Here is a 17,802-nt window from a genome sequence, read left to right as displayed (position 1 = left end):
GTTCAGATGTGAAAAGAATCGGCTGGAAAGTTGATGTCAGCCTTTTACCCCGGCAACTTCCGCGGCAGCTTCCGCAATGTTGGAGTATGCGCCGCACCGGCAGATATTTCCGCTCATTCGTTCGCGGAATTCAGCATTACTAAATACCATAGGAGCTTTCAAATCAGCACTCACATGGCTTGGCACTCCCGCTTTTATTTCTTCCAGAACAGCCACCGCGGAGCAGATCTGACCGGGCGTACAGTAACCGCATTGGTATCCATCATGTTTGATGAATGCCGACTGCATCGGATGAAGACTTTCAGGTGTTCCTATACCTTCAATTGTCGTGATCGAATCGTCCTGATGTTGTAATGCAAGCGACAAACATGAATTAATACGCCTTCCGTTTACAAGCACTGTGCATGCACCGCATTGCCCATGGTCGCAGCCTTTTTTTGTACCGGTTAAATGCAGGTGTTCCCTGAGGGCATCCAGTAAGGTTGTGCGCGTATCCATTTCCAGGTTAACCGCTTTACCATTGACATTGAAAGTTAACCCTGCCGACTCCACCGGAGTTACAGTCGGGGCAACCGGTGCCGCCTCCGAACCTGTCACTTTCGTAATAGCTAGGGCAGCAACGGCTATTGCACTTCCAGCAAGCATTTCGCGGCGGGTGATACTCCCAAACTCATTTTCATTTTCCATATCCTCCCTTTTTACTTCCATGTTAAAAAGTGATAATCCGTTCTATCTCAACAGACAGGTAAAAGCCCGCAAGCCGGACGTCTGATTCAGTCGGACAATAGTCAACCTTTACTACTCCACTTTTGCTTCCTTGATAATATTGATAGCGTTGGATACTCTTGGAAATCCAACGTAGGGATATAGCTGGATCATTGCTGAAAGCAGTGTCTCCTTGTCATTTCCAACTTTCAGATTTCCTACCACATGAGAAGCCATTTGCCTTTCGGTCCCACCCATGGTTGCCAGTGCGCAAAAAACCATCAGCTCCCTCGTTTTCAGATCAAGCCCCTTACGTGTATAAAAATCACCAAAACACAGCTCGGTCAATACGCGCGGAACCGCGTCTGCAAATTCTGCCGGTAGTGTACCCATGTTCTTTTTCATACCATCACCATATAGAGGTACCTGCATCTCTGTACCCTTTTCTAACCTGTTTTGCTCGGTTACCGTCCCCTGGGTTTCCAAAGGCAGCTTGATTCCCCGGCTTGTAAATACCTCGTTAATTGTCTCAACGGCATTGAGCACTTTGGGAAAACCGATGAAAGGTGAAAATTGATAGATTACCTCCCTGATTTCAACCGGCGTAACGCCAACGTTCAGGGCGGCATTGGTATGTGCTTTCAGCTGCGGATAGGTTTGATTGACAGCAAGAGCAGTGATCGTAACCAGCTCGCGCGTCTTGTCGTCCAGGTTTCCGATGTAAAATACCTCTCCAAAAATGAACCTTTGCAGGATATCCATCAATTCGGGATCCGTTTTGCTTGCGGTGATTTCTTGCATAAATAGCTCCTTGTATTTCTTTTGAGCCCTGGTGATACGGCTGGTATCAGATGCTGTATTTTGAGTTTGCGCCATAACCGTTGCGATCGTAAGTGTAAATAAGATGGGTATTAAAAAAATCCTTTTCATGATGAAATCAAGGTGAAAGTGTACTACAAAAAAGCCCCTTACTAATTCCTACCAGCTACTTTCTCAGCTTAATTCAGCGAACGGTATTCCAGCGGCGATTGCCCCACAAGCTGTTTGAACAGACGGGTAAAATGCTGCGGATACTTAAAGCCTACCTCATAAGCAATTTCGCTGATAGACTTGTTGTTGTCCAGTACCATGACTTTGGCAAGATCAATCAGTTTGAAATGGATGTACTCCTGGGCCGATTTCCCTGTCTCCTTTTTGACCAGATCACCGAAATAATTGGGTGATAAGTTTAGCTCGTCAGCACAGTATTTTACTGTCGGAAGACCTGTAAGCTGCGGTTGACCAGATTGAAAGTACTGATCCAGGAGTTCTTCAAAACGCGTCAGAATATCCTTATGCACATGATCACGGGTAATAAACTGGCGATCATAAAACCTCACGCAGTAATTTAGAAACAATTCGATATTGCTGACGATCAGCGTTCGGCTATGTTTGTCAATAGCATGTTGTAATTCGTAGCTGATCTTTCTGAAACTTTCAAGCACCGTTTCCCGCTCACCGTCTGACAAATGAAGCGCTTCATCAACTTCATACGAAAAGAAATTATAGTCCCTGATGTGCCTGCCGAGCGCTGTGCCACGAACCAGATCAGGGTGAAAAACCAGCGCCCAGCCCGTTGGCTGTAACAGTTGCCCCTGGTCCTCCATGCCAAATACCTGCCCGGGAGAAATGAAGAGCAGGGTGCCATCCTGGTAGTCGTAATGCTTGCGTCCGTACCGCAGCTCACCACACTTAAATTCTTTTAAAAAGACAATGTAAAGCTCAGAAAGGTATTGGTTCGCCTGAATGGGCGTCGAAAGTGACTGATCCAGTATACTTACCAATGGGTGCAAGGTTTTTTGTCCCCTTTCACTGTTAAACTGTGCTACACTCTGCATTGTTCTGATCTTTTCCATCGCCTTGATCCTGATGTTTTCCCAAAGCTAAGATATCGTTTCCAAACATTTGAGACTCAGCTGCGAAGTCCAGTAAAACGGGTAAGCAAAACCGTAATTCGGGTAAGCGTGCTGCGAAAAAATTCAGGGACATTTGTCATAAGATCAACAAAAGCAACATGCTATGAAGTTACCTTCAATATTATTATCCGTCCATTTATTAGTGGTTTTGCTTTTTATTTCTGCTGAACTGAAAGCACAGAAATCTACCGACAGCACCACTGCACAAAAAAAGTACCAGGCCAGACCGCCAAAAACGCAGCCGTTTGGAAAAGAAGCGTTTCAATCTTCAAAAAAAACAGAGATCCGCTGGCTGGGGCTGGGAGGATTTTTGATCAATAGCAGGGGAACAACCCTGATGGTGGATCCTTTGCTGGAAGGATTTGATATGCCTATTCTGATCGATTTCCCTATTAAAACCACAGATGTTCCCCGTTTGGATGCCGTGCTGATCACCCATAGCGATAACGACCATTTTAGTATTCCAACCAACAAAAAGTTGGCTGCTGTCACCAAAGCGTTTCATTCAACAATCTACGTCGATTCATTGATGAAAAATGAAGGATTTCCATCATTTGGTCACAACATTGGCGAGGTTTTCAATGTGGACCAGGTCCGCGTAAAGATGCTACCTGTTGACCACGCCTGGCAAAATGCTTACAAAGGAACAAGTACAAGATTTTTTAAGAATGAGGACTGTACAGGTTTTTGGATCGAAACACCCGACGGGAACATTTGGGCTACGGGCGATAGCCGACTGATTCCTGAACAATTGACCATGCCTACGCCTGATGCCATTTTCTTTGATTTTTCAGACAGCGAATGGCATTTCGGGTTGGAGGGCGCTATTAAGCTCGCCAATGCTTACCCTAATACGCCTCTGCTGTTGTGTCATTGGGGATCTGTGGATGCACCAGACTTCGCTCCTTTCAACGGTGACCCCAAACAACTTGAAAAACGAGTGGTTAATCCGCAGCGCATTCAGGTATTGGCACCAGGTCAGCCGTTCACGCTGACACGTTTAAAAAAATAGTACAGGTCACAGCAGTCTAAGATTCTCGTAATAAATTTAGATACAATGAAAAACAGAACAGCATTTATCTTTGCCATTTCATTTCGCCTCTTCACTTTTTTTAGCCTCGAAGCTAGCGCACAATCCAAAAATGCAAGTGAAGTTTTTCCCAAAGGAGAAGCCGCACCTGCCAAAATTTCACCGGAAAAGTATGGCTCTATCCTTTGGCCGCCGATGACAAAACGTTTAATCTGGTAATGGGGAGCGTTACTTTCGAAAAAGGTGCCCGAAGCAACTGGCACTCCCACCCGGCCGGACAAATCTTGCTGGTTACCAATGGCACAGGTTATCATCAGCAGAGAGGTAAGCCAATTGAAGTGATAAAAAAAGGCGATGTGATCAAGTGTCTTCCTGGTGTTGAGCACTGGCATGGTGCCTCAAAGCGGAGCCCGATGACACACGTTGCCGTCAACCCAAATACTGAAAACGGTGTGATAACATGGCTTTTGCCTGTTACCGATTCGGAATATGACAACTTAAAAAACTAGTTTATCAGCCTGTTGGTCAAGAAATTAAATTCGAACCGAGCTGCCCGTGATGAAGGCATTTATTTATGAGACATTCTGATGATCAATAAACCGGCAAGCCTGGATGAGTTCTACCGTGCCACTTCCGCTGAGCGCAAGGACGGGACTGCTGACCAAGGGCATTTTGACGTTTTCAGAGTTAAGGATTTAAACGGCGGGAGCCCGGACACACTGTCCATGCCATATAACCGTAAAATCTTTTACAAGATCACTTTGATTAATGGCAATACTGAAATCAAGTATGGTGAGAGTATCGTCAACACCGGCAAGAAAGCGCTGCTTTTTACGACGCCGAAAGTTCCGTTTCAATATTTGCACAGATGCTCTGATGACAGCGGGTACTTTTGTATTTTCAACCCGGAGTTTCTTTTAAAATACAAAGGCGGATCCACGCCCGATGAGTTTCCAATTTTAAGGGCAGATCATTTTCCGGTTGTAAATCTTAATGCTGGTCAGTTTCGCCAGGCAAAGTTCATTTTCGAGAAAATGTATTCTGAAATCCCTTCGGATTACATCGCTAAATATGACCTGCTAAGAACCTATTTACTGGAACTTATCCATTACGGTCAGAAACTGCAACCCAGGCATATTCAAACTCCAACACAAAATGCAGCATATCGCCTTTCCGAAATGTTCTTCGATCTGTTGGAGCGGCAATTCCCGATCGAATTATTACAGCAACAGGTAGGCCTGCGAGCACCCAATGCCTATGCGGATAAGCTCTCTGTCCACATCAATCATCTTAATAAAACCCTGAAACTGATCACTGCGAAAACGACCACTGAGCTCATTAATGAACGTATTTTAAGAGAAGCCAAAATACTTTTAAAACACACAGACTGGAGTATTTCACAGATCGCGTTCTCATTAGGATTTGACGAGTCTTCACATTTTTCTAAATTTTTCAAGAAACAAACAGGGATTGCGCCAAGCCCGTTCCGAACATAATTTCTGATTGATTTGTACATGAACCGGATTGAACCATACACCTTGCCCTTCCTTAAAACCCGGAAATTTGACAAAAATTAAAACTTTCAACAATGCAACTTACGGGTAATAAAATTTTAATCACAGGCGGAGCAACAGGTATAGGTTTTGGCCTATCTGAGCGCTTTATAGAAGAAGGAAACACGGTGATCATTTGTGGCAGACGGGATTCGGCATTGCAGGAAGCTGCTGACAAGCTCCCATCCCTCATTACAAAACAATGTGATCTGGAAAACGAAGATGAACGGATTGCTCTATACGAATGGATCGCTGCTGAACATCCGGATCTGAACGTACTGATCAATAATGCAGGCGTACAAAACTGGATGTCGCTGAAAGATCCTGAGTTTTACAAAAAGGCAAAAAACGAAATTTCGATCAACATCGAATCGCCGCTTCATATGATGCTGCTTTTTAAAGAACTCGGATCCCTTCACACGATTATGAATGTTACGTCCGCATTAGCTTTTTCACCATTGACAAAGGTGCCGGTCTATTCTGCCACCAAGGCGTTTTTCCATTCCTTAACCTTGTCTTTTCGGCATATGTTAAGAAATACTGATATCGAATTGATAGAAATTATTCCTCCTGTACTCAACACAGATTTGGGTGGAAAAGGAATACACGATTCGATGCCTTCCATTGACTTGTTTATCGACGCGGTTTTTGAGCAACTTAAAGAAGAAAAAACAGAACTTACCTACGGTTTCAGCGACAAGTTTAGCAAGATTGGCCAACCAGAATTCCAAACACTCTTTGGGCAAATGAATCCAGTTGTTTAATTCCTACACCAACGGCTGATTAATGATCTAAGAGTATTGAAACCTGACCATGTTCCAATACTAGCAACCAACAACTCCCCTTCCAGGCTTAACCTGCCCCGGAGGAGGAGTTGTTATATTCGCAAAGTAACCAATCAATAAGATATGGATCATCATACGCTGGCATGAATATCTGCCGCACGGTGACTGTAAGTCTCACATATTAACAGACTTCCCTCCCCTTTTCTTACTTAAATCCGCGGCTTCCATAAAGCGGAACATAGCGATGGTTTCCGCCGCGGTTACCGGCGGCTTTCCTGTTTGAAAAAAGCGTATAATTTGCTCAACAAGTGGATGGTAGGTTTCGAATGGACCGAGCTTTGCAACTCCCCTGGTCCCAAAGGCAGTTCCGGCAATCCCCGATGCTCCCTTTCTGATACCCCTCAAGGTACCGATAGCACCATTCTCCCATACCCCAACCACAAGGTCGGTGCCTGAGTTGTGTACCCTGGAAACAGACTTACAGCCAGGCCCCAACACAGTAAATAACATCTCCACGCCGTGTATTGCATACCATGCAAGATCCAGGTGCCCCGGATCCATATCAGCCGGAACATATACATCAGCACCAGTTACCTCTCCTATGGCGCCAGACACTACACTTTGAACATTTTTTTCAAACCGCAATGCGGAAGATGTAAAGACTGGAGTTTCGGAGTTGGCAGCTAGTTTGAAAATTTCATTTACGTCTTTCAGATTTGCAGCGAGCGGTTTGTCGATAAAAACAGGCTTACCCGCTTTAAAAATCGGTATCGCCTGGTTAAGATGCATGCGCCCATCGTTACTTTCAAGGAGTAACACATCTACTTTCCCAAGCAAATCATCAATTGAATCCACAATTTCGACTCCCATCTGCCTGACAGCATTGGTGACGGCAGGTTTCATTTTAATGGCAGACGGTATATCCTTACTTCCATCAGCGTATGCTGCGACAACCTTGAATCCCTGGCTATCAATCAAATCGCTATTGATAATTTTGGTAAATACTTCACTATGACTCGTGTCAAGCCCGATGATTCCAATTCGTCCACCTGAAATAGCGGAATCATCACTCGCAAAGGTGCTATTTGCTGCCAATATACTTCCGGCCAGTGCAACAGTTTTTTGTATAAATGTCCTTCTTTCCATCCTTTCAACTCAGTTTGTTTCCCTTTTTTATGCTTGAAACCATTCTTTTCACGCTACTTTTTCGCATCGTATTCCAGCGATTCCGTCAAGACCAACTCATAATCAGGACTCGGATCGGTTACCATTACTTCTACATGATGACTTCCATCAGGGAGATTATATCGCCAGAAAAGTTCAGTTTTACGCGCTGTGGGAACCGTTGAAAAACTAGATTCTTCCAGCTCAACCCCATCAACAAATAGTTTGGCACGTATTACTTTGTTTGGAGCACCATAAGTTTTTTTTCGCAGATGTCCGCGTAGCACGAACCCAATCCCCTGGGTTTTCAGCACAAGTCTTTCACTACTTACCTTATTGTGCGTCACTTTTTCCCTTGGATAGTGCCCCGCAAAGCTTTCTTCAAAAGCAACAGTTTTTGGGATCTGCACAGGAATCAAGACCTGGTCACCTTTTATGCTGCCGCCATTCGCCTCTATGTTTTGCAGAGCATGCCTGAAGCTCAATTCGTAGGTCTTATTTAAGGAAAGATCGGTGTAACTAAAATTTTTATCCTCTGCCCTTTTAACCGGATTGAGCCAGTAAGCGGGGATGTTGCTGTATCCGATCATCGTCCCGAGCACCCCTGCCGCAGTCGACGGATTGCAGTCTGAGTCCTGACCAGCCCGGGTACTGATCTCCATTGTTTTGGTGAAATCTCCATTGCCATAAAGCAAGCCCATCACAACGTAGGCTGCGTTGAGTTTCGCGTCAATATCCAGAGGATGAAATACCCCGTCAGGACAACCTATTTCTTCAGCCCATTTTTTCTGCAACTCAAACCAGGTTTGTTTCCAATCGTCAGGATACTTTTTGTGCCAGCTGACCACATCCGAAACGCATTGATAAAATTTACTCCTGGGGGGAATAACTTTCAAAGCCTGACCGACCACAACTTTGATATCATTGGTTTTAAATGCCTGCGCATACATGTTCGCTACAAAGACACCGCCATACCAACCATCGCCATAGTTCATAATATGACCGATTCGATCCGAAATTTCCGACGCTGTGTTGGGCATGGCTGGACTCATCAGACCCGCAAAATCAGCTTCGATCTGAAAATCGATGTCGTCGGCATGGGGGTTGTTGAGCCAGTGACCCGACACAGGCGCTTTTTTACCTTGCAAAATGTTATACCTTCCTGCCTGATTGGCATGCCATAGCTCATAACCACGATGCGCATAATCATGAGCGAATGAGTCGGCAGGCGCATTAAGTCCAAGCCTTTCGAAAGTATTTACAAAAGTAAGATCCATGTAGATATCATCGAATAAACCCGGAAATACGCGCATGGCCTCGTTAACGTAATCATCATGCCATCTAATTTGCTGGTAATCCTGCATGAATGTTCCCAGATATACAAATTCAGTAGGCCAGCCAAAGGTCACACCAATGGTCTGCCCTGCCCAACCACCTTTTATTTTGTCTTTCAGGACTTCTTTGGACATGGAATAGGCAGGATTTTGATTTTTGGAAACTGCGACAGTCTGTGCCGTTGAAGACTGAGAAAAGCAGCCGCCGACTAGTAATAACAGGCCAACAACCGAATTTTTAAGGTTAATTACATCATTCATTTTAAAGGATTTAGGAATAGTATTATCACTATGCAGACATTGGAAGTCTGTAAAAGCTCTGCTTACACGTTCGCCATATGGCACCTATAAATTTGTTGCAGGCTACAACTATGTGTACGATAAGTGTGGGTGGTAGTATCCCAGGTACGAAAAAAATTGGAGTTTTGTAAAATAGCCCATCTGTATGCCCGAGCGAATATTTGGCACATCAACAGAAGCAAAAACTAAAATTTTACTAATAGATAAGAAACATAACTTTACATTTGCGCGAAACTTAAACCACAAAATTTAACATTTACTTAATCTGCATAATGAGAAATTTTCCAATAACTTGCGACGGATAACCCATTCTGGCTTAGGTTATGCGAAATAACCCTCAGAACCTGACTTCTTATTTTAACTTGTGGTGACAGATTTTATTTACAATAAATATCGGCTAACTAACGCAACGGATTCACACCTTCTCAATTTGATCAATGAGGGCAGTGATGCGGCTTTGACTGAGCTATACGATCGTTATTGGGAAGCAATCTTTACCTATGTAGTTAAAGTGTTAAAAGATGAGCAGGAAGCAAGCGATATTGTTCAGGAAACATTTATTGCCATCTGGCAGAAACGGGGAGATCTTGGTGATATTCAGTCGCTCAAATCATATCTATTTTCCATCGCCCGCTACAAGTCACTACGGAGTATCAGCCTGCAACTTTCACAGGAAAAATATAAAACTTCATTTCTGCAATATTTCAAAGACTATGATCATTCACCAGAACTGGATATGATCGGTTCAGAAATGGAAACATTTATTGAATCTCATATACAGCGTCTTCCAGAGCGGATGCGTGAGGTTTTCTTATTGAGCCGGAAAGAACATTTGTCCTATGCCCAAATTGCTGAACGTCTCAATATTTCTGACAAAACCGTCAAGAAACAAATACATAACGCTTTAAAATATCTTCGTTCGAAGCTCGACGAACAGCACATGTGGTCGACCATTTTGCTCTTTACACTTTCCAAAATGTAGCAAATTCTCATCCTTACGAGCCTTTTCAAAAATATAATCAATTTTTTCTCTTCTAACCTACTACCAACCAGGCTATTTTGACTCTTCCATAAAAGAGACATAAAACGCTGCGATAAGCATGCAGCCTGAGCCAAAGAGTAAGTATGAATGAAGAAGAAATAAGAGAACTTTTAAAGCGCTACCGCCAAGGCAATTGCACTGAGCAGGAAAAGGAATCTGTTGAATTATGGTTTGACATCACCTCAAAGCAGTCAGACTGGCAATGGAAGAACCCAGCTCAGAAGGAAAGTACAAGGGCCAATATTTTAAAAGGAATTAAGGAGGTTACTCAGCAGCCTAAGCAGGAAAAATTATGGATATGGCCTTACATCAGCGTTGCCGCGTCTGTGCTGATACTCTTATTTGCCGGCTGGTATTTTTACTTCTCAAATCAAACGCAGCTTTCACAAAAACCTTTTCATCAGATCGCTGTGGCACCTGGAAGCAAACAGGCCATGCTGACACTCAGTGATGGATCGTCTGTAATGGTAAACGATGTAGCCAACGGCGTTGTAGCCAGCGATGGATCCAGCCGTGTATTAAAAAATGGTGATGGCGCTTTGGAATACCAATCTGAAAATAACCAGGTAAAACCCGCAGGCAGAAATACCCTTGCCGTTCCCAGGGGAGGCACTTTCCAGATAACAATGTCAGATGGTACAAAAGCATGGATAAACTCCGCTACCACCATTACCTATCCCGCAGGCAATGCTGACAGCGAGCGGCTTGTGGAGCTGACAGGCGAAGCCTATTTTGAAGTAGCCAAGGATAAACAGCGGCCTTTCAAAGTCATTTCCAATGGCACGGAAATACTTGTAACCGGCACTCATTTTAATGTGTCAGCTTATGATGATGATCAAAAGGTTATCACCACACTTGCCGAAGGAGCCGTGATTGTTTCAAATCAAGGCCATCAAAGAGCTTTAATTCCCGGGCAGCAGTCTGTGAGCAGCGCATCAGGAGACATCACTTTCGGAAAGGTTGACGTAGAGAGTGCTCTGGCTTGGAAGGAAGGATACTTTGTGTTTGAAGATCAGGATCTGAAGTCTGTCATGAAAATGGTTTCCCGTTGGTATGATGTCGAAATCGAGTATCAGGGAGCGATACCTGACAACAAATTTGGAGGAACTTTTTCCAAATCGAAGGGTCTTGACGGGTTACTGAATTATTTACAGCAATTAAGTAATATTCAATTTAAACAACAGGGCAAAAAGATCATCATCATGAAATAAAAACGTTCATCCAACCCCTGTACCGAAAAAGCCGGAAGTGCTCTAACACCTCCGGCCCGACAGCTTCGGAAAGCTGTGGTAGGTCATCATTAGAAAAGAAAATGCAGTGAACAATTTCAATTTACCGGTAACCTATTGTAGCAAATGTACAAAGAAAGGCTATTACCCACACACCGAAACAAGCTTTCGGCAAGGGTGAAATTAATTCTCATTATGAAACTATGTATCATCATGGTGCTCTTCGGCGTATTGGAGGTAACAGCGGCCGCTGTTTACGGGCAAAACGCCAGTATCAATGTAAGAAATGCTTCGGTCAAGGAGGTTTTTCGTTTGCTTAAAAAGCAGGCAGGAATAGACATACTGTATGTTTCAGACGATCTGAAAAATACCAGAAACGTTACGCTTCAAGCTGTAAATACACCCATCACCACCATACTCGACGCTTGTCTGGAAGGGCAGCCGCTGTATTACACCATTGATAAGTCTACGATACTGATCCGAAAAAAGCCGGAACTTAAACCAGTCATTAAAGAGGAAACCAAAAAGGTGGATCTGCGTATTCCCATTACCGGTTCGGTTTATGATAAAGACGGTAACCCTTTGATAGGAGCCTCTATTCTAATCAAAAATAGCCAGGGACAGGGTACTACGACAGACTCCAAAGGACTGTTCTTATTGCAGGCTGAGGAAGGAAATATCCTGGTTGTATCCTATATCGGCTTTATTTCTCAGGAAGTGACAGTCAGAAAAAATAACACCATTGACATTGTGCTTCTGGCTGAAAACAAGTCGCTCAATGATGTTGTGGTACTGGGCTACGGTTCAACCACAAAACAGAGTCTGGTTTCTTCCGTGGTTCAGGTCAGCTCGGCAGAATTAAAAACCGCACCAACGGCAAACTTATCTTCCATGCTACAAGGTCGTCTACCCGGTTTGATTACCCGCCAGTCGAGTGGGCAGCCTGGTTCTGACGGTGCGTCTCTTCTTGTGCGCGGAATGAACACACTCAGCAGCAGTTCGCCGCTGATCATTGTTGACGGAATTGAGCGCGGTTTCCCTTCCATAAATCCGGACGAAATTGAATCTGTCACTGTGTTAAAAGATGCAGCCTCCGCGGCCGTTTATGGAGCCAGGGCAGCCAACGGTGTCATTCTGATAACCACAAAACGTGGTACTGTTCAAAAACCTACCATTACCTTCAATTCATCGCTTGCGCTCAGCTCAAATACCCGTTTTCCAGAATTTTTAAACGGTCCCGAATACGCAAAATGGTACAATAAAGCTCAGGAAATGGATGGTATCGCCGAAACTGGAAGACGCTTCACATCGGAAGAAATAGACCGGATCACAAATGGAGATTCTCAGGGTGTTTTTGGAAATACAGACTGGTTTGACATGCTCTTCAAAAGTTCGGCACCTATTTACACAAATAACCTTTCATTAAATGGAGGTTCCGATAAATTCAAATATTTTGTCTCACTTGGATCCTATAATCAGCAAGGAATCATTGCCCGTACGAGCAATAACCGTTACAATTTCAGGACCAACATTGATGCTCAGGTAGCTGAACGTTTTAAAGCTTCCTTCGGGATTGCCGTTCGGGACGAAACCACCAACCAGCCCGGATTGTCGGCCGGTAACGGTAATTCCTATGCATCCATATTCAGCCAGGCAATGATGGCTTATCCTTTCTTGCAGACAACCAATGCTAACGGGATGCCAGTCGGAAGCTTCAATACAGGAAACGGAAATCAAAATCCTCTTGCTGCCAGAGATTTGTCAGGGAAACAGGATACCAGATCCAGCAGTGTTCAGGGAAATATTTCACTAACCTATGATATCCCCGGCGTACAGGGGCTTAATCTGAAAGTAAACGGTGGACTGGACAAGGGATACAGTATGCGCAAATCCTCGCTGCTACCCTACCTGCTTTCGGTATACAACAATGCTACTAGAAACTTCACAGAAACCTACGCCCGTCATGCACTGACCGGAAATGCAACGATCAACCAGTGGTTTGCCGATTCATGGCAAACAACCATTCAGCCCTCCATCAACTACAACCGAACTTTCGGGTCACATAAAGTTGGTGGCATGCTGTTGTATGAATACATCCGTCAAAACGAAACCTCTCTCTCTGGCGGCCGGAGAGGTTTTCCCATCACTGACATTATGGATTTGAACTGGGGAGAGGAAGTGATCGACGATCTTGTCAAAGGCGGACATAAAATGTTTCACCGCGCAGGATATGTATCCCGGCTCACATATGATTACAAAGGCAAATATCTGATGGAATTTACCGGAAGATATGATGGTTCCACACGCCTTCCGTCCACCAACCGTTGGGGATTATTCCCTGCTGTTGCAGTTGGATGGCGTATATCGGACGAAGATTTTTTTAAGAGAAACGTAAATTTCGTCAACGACCTGAAATTAAGGGCATCCACGGGGCGGCTTGGAAATGATGCAGTAGGCAACTACGCTTACCTGCGAACCATGCAAATGGGCGCCAACCCGGTAGCGATGATCGGCGACAAGCTGGTTAGGTCTCTGGGTGTAACGGGAGTTCCCAATGCGGATATTAAGTGGGAAACAACCACAACCTACAATGCAGGCTTTGAAAGCACCCTGTGGAATGGACTGCTTGGGCTGGAAGCCGATGTGTTTTACAATGTCACAAAGGATATTCTGCAAGCTCAGAGTGGTTTGATGCCGCCCTCAATGGGTGGATATTTTCCCGCGAGAGTAAACGCCGGAATTGTAGATAACCGCGGATTCGAACTGATCCTTACGCACCGCAAAAGCATGGGAGATTTTTATTACAATGTCCGCGGAAACGTTTCGTGGGCTCGTAACAAGGTTATTGAAACCACAGAAAATGTAAATGTACCTGATCACCTCAGGCGTACTGGTCGTCAGATCGGGATGAAATATGGTTTTGTCGCAGACGGGCTTTTTCAGAGCGAAGAAGAAATTGCCAACAGTGCATTATTCGGACCTTCAAGAGTAGGTGAAGTGAAACTGAAAGATCTGAATGGCGATGGCAAAATCACCTGGGATCAGGATTGGACCGTGATCGGACGCAGCAGCACTCCTGAGATGATGTTTGGTCTTAACGTGGGTGGCGGATACAAAGCATTTGACTTCAATCTTTTTTTCCAGGGAGCCGCCATGGCTGACGTGGCATTGTCCGGTTTGTACTCCTCCACGGAGGTATACGATAACACGTTCTATACCATGGCATTTTATCAGGATGGAAACGCCCCCAAATACCTGGCAGAAGGAGCCTGGACACCAGAAAACACCAATGCCAAGTATCCACGTTTAAGCACAATTTCAGCACAAAGCGGAGGTAAATTTTCTTCCTGGTGGATCAAAGATGCTTCTTATGTCCGTCTGAAAAGTGCACAGATCGGTTACACACTACCACCAGCGATTACAAAAAGGCTCAAAATAGACAACCTTCGTTTACACGTATCGGGCAGCAACTTATTCACCCTAAGCGGACTGGAATATCTTGATCCCGAAATGCCCGATGTTAACCAGGGTTATTATCCTCAGCAAAAGCTGTTTGAGGTAGGTTTAAGTTTGTCATTTTAACTATCTGGCTTTCATATATTACCACTTATATATCATGAAATTCTTTAATAAAATCAACCTGTTTACAGTCGGCTTCATACTGGTGTTATCCGGCTGTAATATTGATCCTGAGCTTACGGATGTATACGGCGAAGAGGTTGCCTGGTCAAGCGAGGCAAACCTTGAACTCTCCCTCAATAAGTTTTACCCGCTCATCGGCCAAACCTATTACACATCTCATGTAAACCAGGATGCATTTGCAGATATTCTCAAAAAGAATACACCTTCCGAAAGCTCAAATCTTTTTACGCTCGGCTCATCTTTTATTACACCTGGCGAAAATCCCCTTGGCAACTGGGACTGGGGCTATAACTGGATCAGAACCTGCAATGAGTTTCTGGATGGAATGCAGGCTAATGGTGACAGACTACCAGCAGATATCAAATTGCGGGCAGAAGCCGAAGTTCGTTTTTTCAGAGCTTACGTCAACTTTGAGCTTGCAAAACGCTATGGAGCAAACATCATACTTTATGATAAACTACCTGATGGTTCACAACGAGCTTTAAGCACGTCAGAAGAAGTATGGAATTTTATTTCCACTGATCTGGATTTTGCAGCTGCAAACTTGCCAGCCACCGTGCCAGCTACCAAAGCGGGAAAACTTACAAGGGGGGCTGCACTAGGATTAAAGGCAAGAGCCATGTTGTATGCAAAACGCTGGAATGTTGTTACAGACGCAATAACGGCGCTGGACGGACTGGGACTTTACGATTTATATCCTGACTATGAAAAGCTGTTTCAAATGAAGCGTGCCCAGCATCTTGAAAACAAGGAAAGCATTCTGGAATTTGGCTACTCGTCACCCAACTTTGGTTATTCATTTGACTATTTCTTCTGCCCTCCCGGCGATAAGGGATACGCGCAGATCAGCCCTACCGAAAATCTGGTTTCTGAATATCAGATGGCAGACGGCAGCAGTTTTAGCTGGGCTGATACAGCTATGGCAAAAAAACCGTATGAAGGCAGAGAGCCCCGCTTTTATGCTTCCATTCTTTACAACGGCGCATCCTGGAAAGGTCGCACGATCAATACTGTGGAAGGCGGTGTGGACGGGTACGCAATAGGTGGAGGAACCACCAGTACGGGATACTACATGAGAAAGTTTTTTGATGGAAGCGTCAAAACGCAGGATGAAGGTTTTCAGCCAGGAGAGTTTACTTTTTATTTCATGCGTTATGCAGAAGTACTGTTGATCAAAGCAGAAGCAATGGTGGAGCAAGGCAACTTGTCCGGTGCGCTGGAAGCACTCAACAAAGTGCGTAGAAGAGCAGGTTTTAAACAGGATCTGACGTCAGGAAGTAAAGAAGATTTCATGAAACTGCTACAACAGGAGCGCATGATTGAACTCGCTTTTGAAGGGCATCGCTACTGGGATCTTCGCCGATGGGACCTTGCCAGAACAGCACTGAATGGCAACAAGATTACAGGACGCGTCCCCGTTGCTACACCTGCTGGTACGTTCACCTACAAAGAGGTGGATGCTGATAATGGCAGAAAGCGTGTCTATTTACCGCGATACAACCGGTTTCCGATACCCTCTGTTGAATTGCAACGGAACGCGCTGGTTGAGCAATTTGACGAATGGAAGTAAATGTTTCTCTATTCTAAATCCAAAAGCAAAAAATGAAACGATCATATATATATCAAACTGCGTGCTGGCTTGGATGCATGGTACTGCTTTTTGCCTGTGAGCAGGTAGATATCAACAAAGGTGCCACGGCTAGAAGAGGCCTGATGAATTTTTCGGTAGCGATTCCAAATCAGGCAACAGAATATCCGGCCACCGTAGCTGGACCTTACGCAGACGGAGATACCATTACGGTTAAAGTCCCCTCCACCGAAGAAAATCCTCTGAACCTTAGCCAGCTCAAACCTTTTGCCAGCCTGGATCACAACAGTACCATTGAACCGGCACTGGGTGGCATAATGGATTTCAGTAATCCGATCAACATTAAAGTAACCAATGGGGACGGCTCTGTTGCCAGTTATGTAGTGAAGGTTGTACCGAGTCTTCCCAAGACTGTTTTTTCAAAACTCTGGTTTAAAACCTCGGATGTTCTGGGCATTAAAAGAACCAACATTTCCGGCTTAGCGGTTGCGGGCGAATATTTGCTTGTTGCTGATTTTAATGGCGGAGCAACCGGGCTGGATAATGGAGTGCGTGTTTTAAACAAAAATACAGGCGAGCTCGTAAAATCAATAGCCCCTCCCACCACCTATTGTATGCAGGTCACCGCAGATGATGCAAGTCATTTTATCATTAACCGTTATAACATTTACTCTGCTGGTTTTGTGGTTTACTATTATGACAATGTAGACAGTGAGCCAAAGCAAATACTGAATTACACAGCAGCTTCCGGATGCCCTGTCAATCTGGGTCGTAAAGTGAGCGTGATAGGAAATTTGAAAAGTGGAAAGGCATTTATATATACCACCACCAATGGAAATAACAGTGTTTATTATTGGGAATTTCTCGATGGCATTGCGGTGAGACAGGAACCCACCATTATGCGTTACGCCGCTGCGGAAGCATGGACTTTTGCCGCTATACAACGTAAGTCGCTGGACGCCAACTCAGATCATTATTTTACCTACTGCAACTACAATGCTGCCGACCCCAACCTGACACAGGGAAGTCGATTTGTGTCATTTACACCTGACATGGAAGTGACCACAATGGCCAGGCAAAACCACTATTACAAAGTATTGGGCTTTGATACTTTCACTTTGCAAGGAGAAGAATTTACTTCCATGCTCACGCAGGGTTACTATGCATGGGACGCCACACATGTGAAGGTATTTGAAACAAAAGATCCTTCCAGATTCAGCCTCGTACCCGGAGCAACCGGCTATTCCGATTTCATGCTGTTTGAATCCGAGGCATACGGCGGTACAAATTACAATCGCTACGGCGATATAGTGACAGATGTGAGAGGTGATGAAGTCTATTTTTATGCTACAATGGCTACCAATGCTATTACCACCTCGGGGATCATGGTTTATAAAATGAAATACAACAAGCCTTAAATCTGAAAACAGCTTCCCGAACAGCAATGCCGGGAAGCTACTTATTCCATTTCGAAC

The 17,802-nt window shown here is 44.5% G+C and carries 15 protein-coding genes; 10 read left to right on the top strand and 5 right to left on the bottom strand.

What is annotated here, in order from left to right; all coding sequences use genetic code 11:
• Window positions 1-36 precede the first annotated feature (36 nt).
• From paoA to LZG71_RS08455, 3 genes are all read right to left on the bottom strand, one after another.
• On the bottom strand, window positions 37-708 hold the full coding sequence (paoA, locus tag LZG71_RS08465; protein ID WP_233818998.1) for an aldehyde dehydrogenase iron-sulfur subunit PaoA: 672 nt from the start codon (window positions 706-708) through the stop codon (window positions 37-39).
• 90 nt (window positions 709-798) lie between these two features.
• Window positions 799-1,635, bottom strand: coding sequence for a carboxymuconolactone decarboxylase family protein (locus LZG71_RS08460; RefSeq protein ID WP_233818996.1), 837 nt, complete (start codon window positions 1,633-1,635; stop codon window positions 799-801).
• 68 nt (window positions 1,636-1,703) lie between these two features.
• Window positions 1,704-2,600 (bottom strand): AraC family transcriptional regulator, encoded by an 897-nt coding sequence (locus tag LZG71_RS08455; protein WP_233818994.1) that lies wholly within the window; start codon window positions 2,598-2,600, stop codon window positions 1,704-1,706.
• 163 nt (window positions 2,601-2,763) lie between these two features.
• On the opposite strand from LZG71_RS08455, the gene LZG71_RS08450 reads away from it, so the two are divergent.
• The 5 genes from LZG71_RS08450 to LZG71_RS08430 all read left to right on the top strand — a co-directional run bounded on the left by LZG71_RS08450 (window position 2,764) and on the right by LZG71_RS08430 (window position 6,007).
• Entirely contained in the window at window positions 2,764-3,672 is a 909-nt protein-coding gene (locus tag LZG71_RS08450; RefSeq protein WP_233818992.1) for an MBL fold metallo-hydrolase, read from the top strand.
• A gap of 45 nt (window positions 3,673-3,717) precedes the next feature.
• A complete protein-coding gene (locus tag LZG71_RS08445) occupies window positions 3,718-3,909 on the top strand; it encodes a hypothetical protein (protein WP_233818990.1) in 192 nt (63 codons plus the stop codon).
• Entirely contained in the window at window positions 3,909-4,199 is a 291-nt protein-coding gene (locus LZG71_RS08440; RefSeq protein ID WP_233818988.1) for a cupin domain-containing protein, read from the top strand. Before LZG71_RS08445 ends, LZG71_RS08440 begins: the two co-directional genes overlap by 1 nt.
• 78 nt (window positions 4,200-4,277) lie before the next feature.
• Complete coding sequence (locus tag LZG71_RS08435) at window positions 4,278-5,186, top strand: AraC family transcriptional regulator (RefSeq protein WP_233818986.1); 909 nt, start codon at window positions 4,278-4,280, stop codon at window positions 5,184-5,186.
• Window positions 5,187-5,278: 92 nt separating this feature from the next.
• The gene (locus LZG71_RS08430; protein WP_233818984.1) at window positions 5,279-6,007 is read left to right on the top strand and encodes an SDR family oxidoreductase; all 729 of its coding nucleotides are present in this window, start codon (window positions 5,279-5,281) and stop codon (window positions 6,005-6,007) included.
• Between the two features lie 195 nt (window positions 6,008-6,202).
• Here the strand turns inward: LZG71_RS08430 and LZG71_RS08425 are convergent, their stop codons facing one another.
• Both LZG71_RS08425 and LZG71_RS08420 read right to left on the bottom strand, forming a co-directional pair.
• On the bottom strand, window positions 6,203-7,174 hold the full coding sequence (locus LZG71_RS08425; protein WP_233818982.1) for a Gfo/Idh/MocA family protein: 972 nt from the start codon (window positions 7,172-7,174) through the stop codon (window positions 6,203-6,205).
• 53 nt (window positions 7,175-7,227) lie between these two features.
• Window positions 7,228-8,787 (bottom strand): ADP-ribosylglycohydrolase family protein, encoded by a 1,560-nt coding sequence (locus LZG71_RS08420; RefSeq protein ID WP_233818979.1) that lies wholly within the window; start codon window positions 8,785-8,787, stop codon window positions 7,228-7,230.
• A gap of 406 nt (window positions 8,788-9,193) precedes the next feature.
• Between LZG71_RS08420 and LZG71_RS08415 the strand changes: the two genes are divergently transcribed.
• From LZG71_RS08415 to LZG71_RS08395, 5 genes are all read left to right on the top strand, one after another.
• Complete coding sequence (locus LZG71_RS08415) at window positions 9,194-9,808, top strand: RNA polymerase sigma factor (RefSeq protein ID WP_233818977.1); 615 nt, start codon at window positions 9,194-9,196, stop codon at window positions 9,806-9,808.
• A 143-nt stretch (window positions 9,809-9,951) separates the two neighbouring features.
• On the top strand, window positions 9,952-11,079 hold the full coding sequence (locus LZG71_RS08410; RefSeq protein WP_233818974.1) for a FecR family protein: 1,128 nt from the start codon (window positions 9,952-9,954) through the stop codon (window positions 11,077-11,079).
• Window positions 11,080-11,292: 213 nt separating this feature from the next.
• Complete coding sequence (locus tag LZG71_RS08405) at window positions 11,293-14,679, top strand: TonB-dependent receptor (RefSeq protein WP_233818972.1); 3,387 nt, start codon at window positions 11,293-11,295, stop codon at window positions 14,677-14,679.
• Between the two features lie 34 nt (window positions 14,680-14,713).
• A complete protein-coding gene (locus LZG71_RS08400) occupies window positions 14,714-16,309 on the top strand; it encodes a RagB/SusD family nutrient uptake outer membrane protein (RefSeq protein WP_233818970.1) in 1,596 nt (531 codons plus the stop codon).
• A gap of 32 nt (window positions 16,310-16,341) precedes the next feature.
• Window positions 16,342-17,745: a DUF5018 domain-containing protein gene (locus tag LZG71_RS08395; protein WP_233818968.1), complete on the top strand. Its 1,404-nt coding sequence runs from the start codon at window positions 16,342-16,344 to the stop codon at window positions 17,743-17,745.
• The last annotated feature ends 57 nt before the right edge of the window (window positions 17,746-17,802 follow it).

This window comes from Dyadobacter sp. CY312 (assembly GCF_021390535.1).
Classification (GTDB): Bacteria; Bacteroidota; Bacteroidia; order Cytophagales; family Spirosomataceae; genus Dyadobacter.
This window is presented reverse-complemented; position numbering and strand designations above follow the sequence as displayed.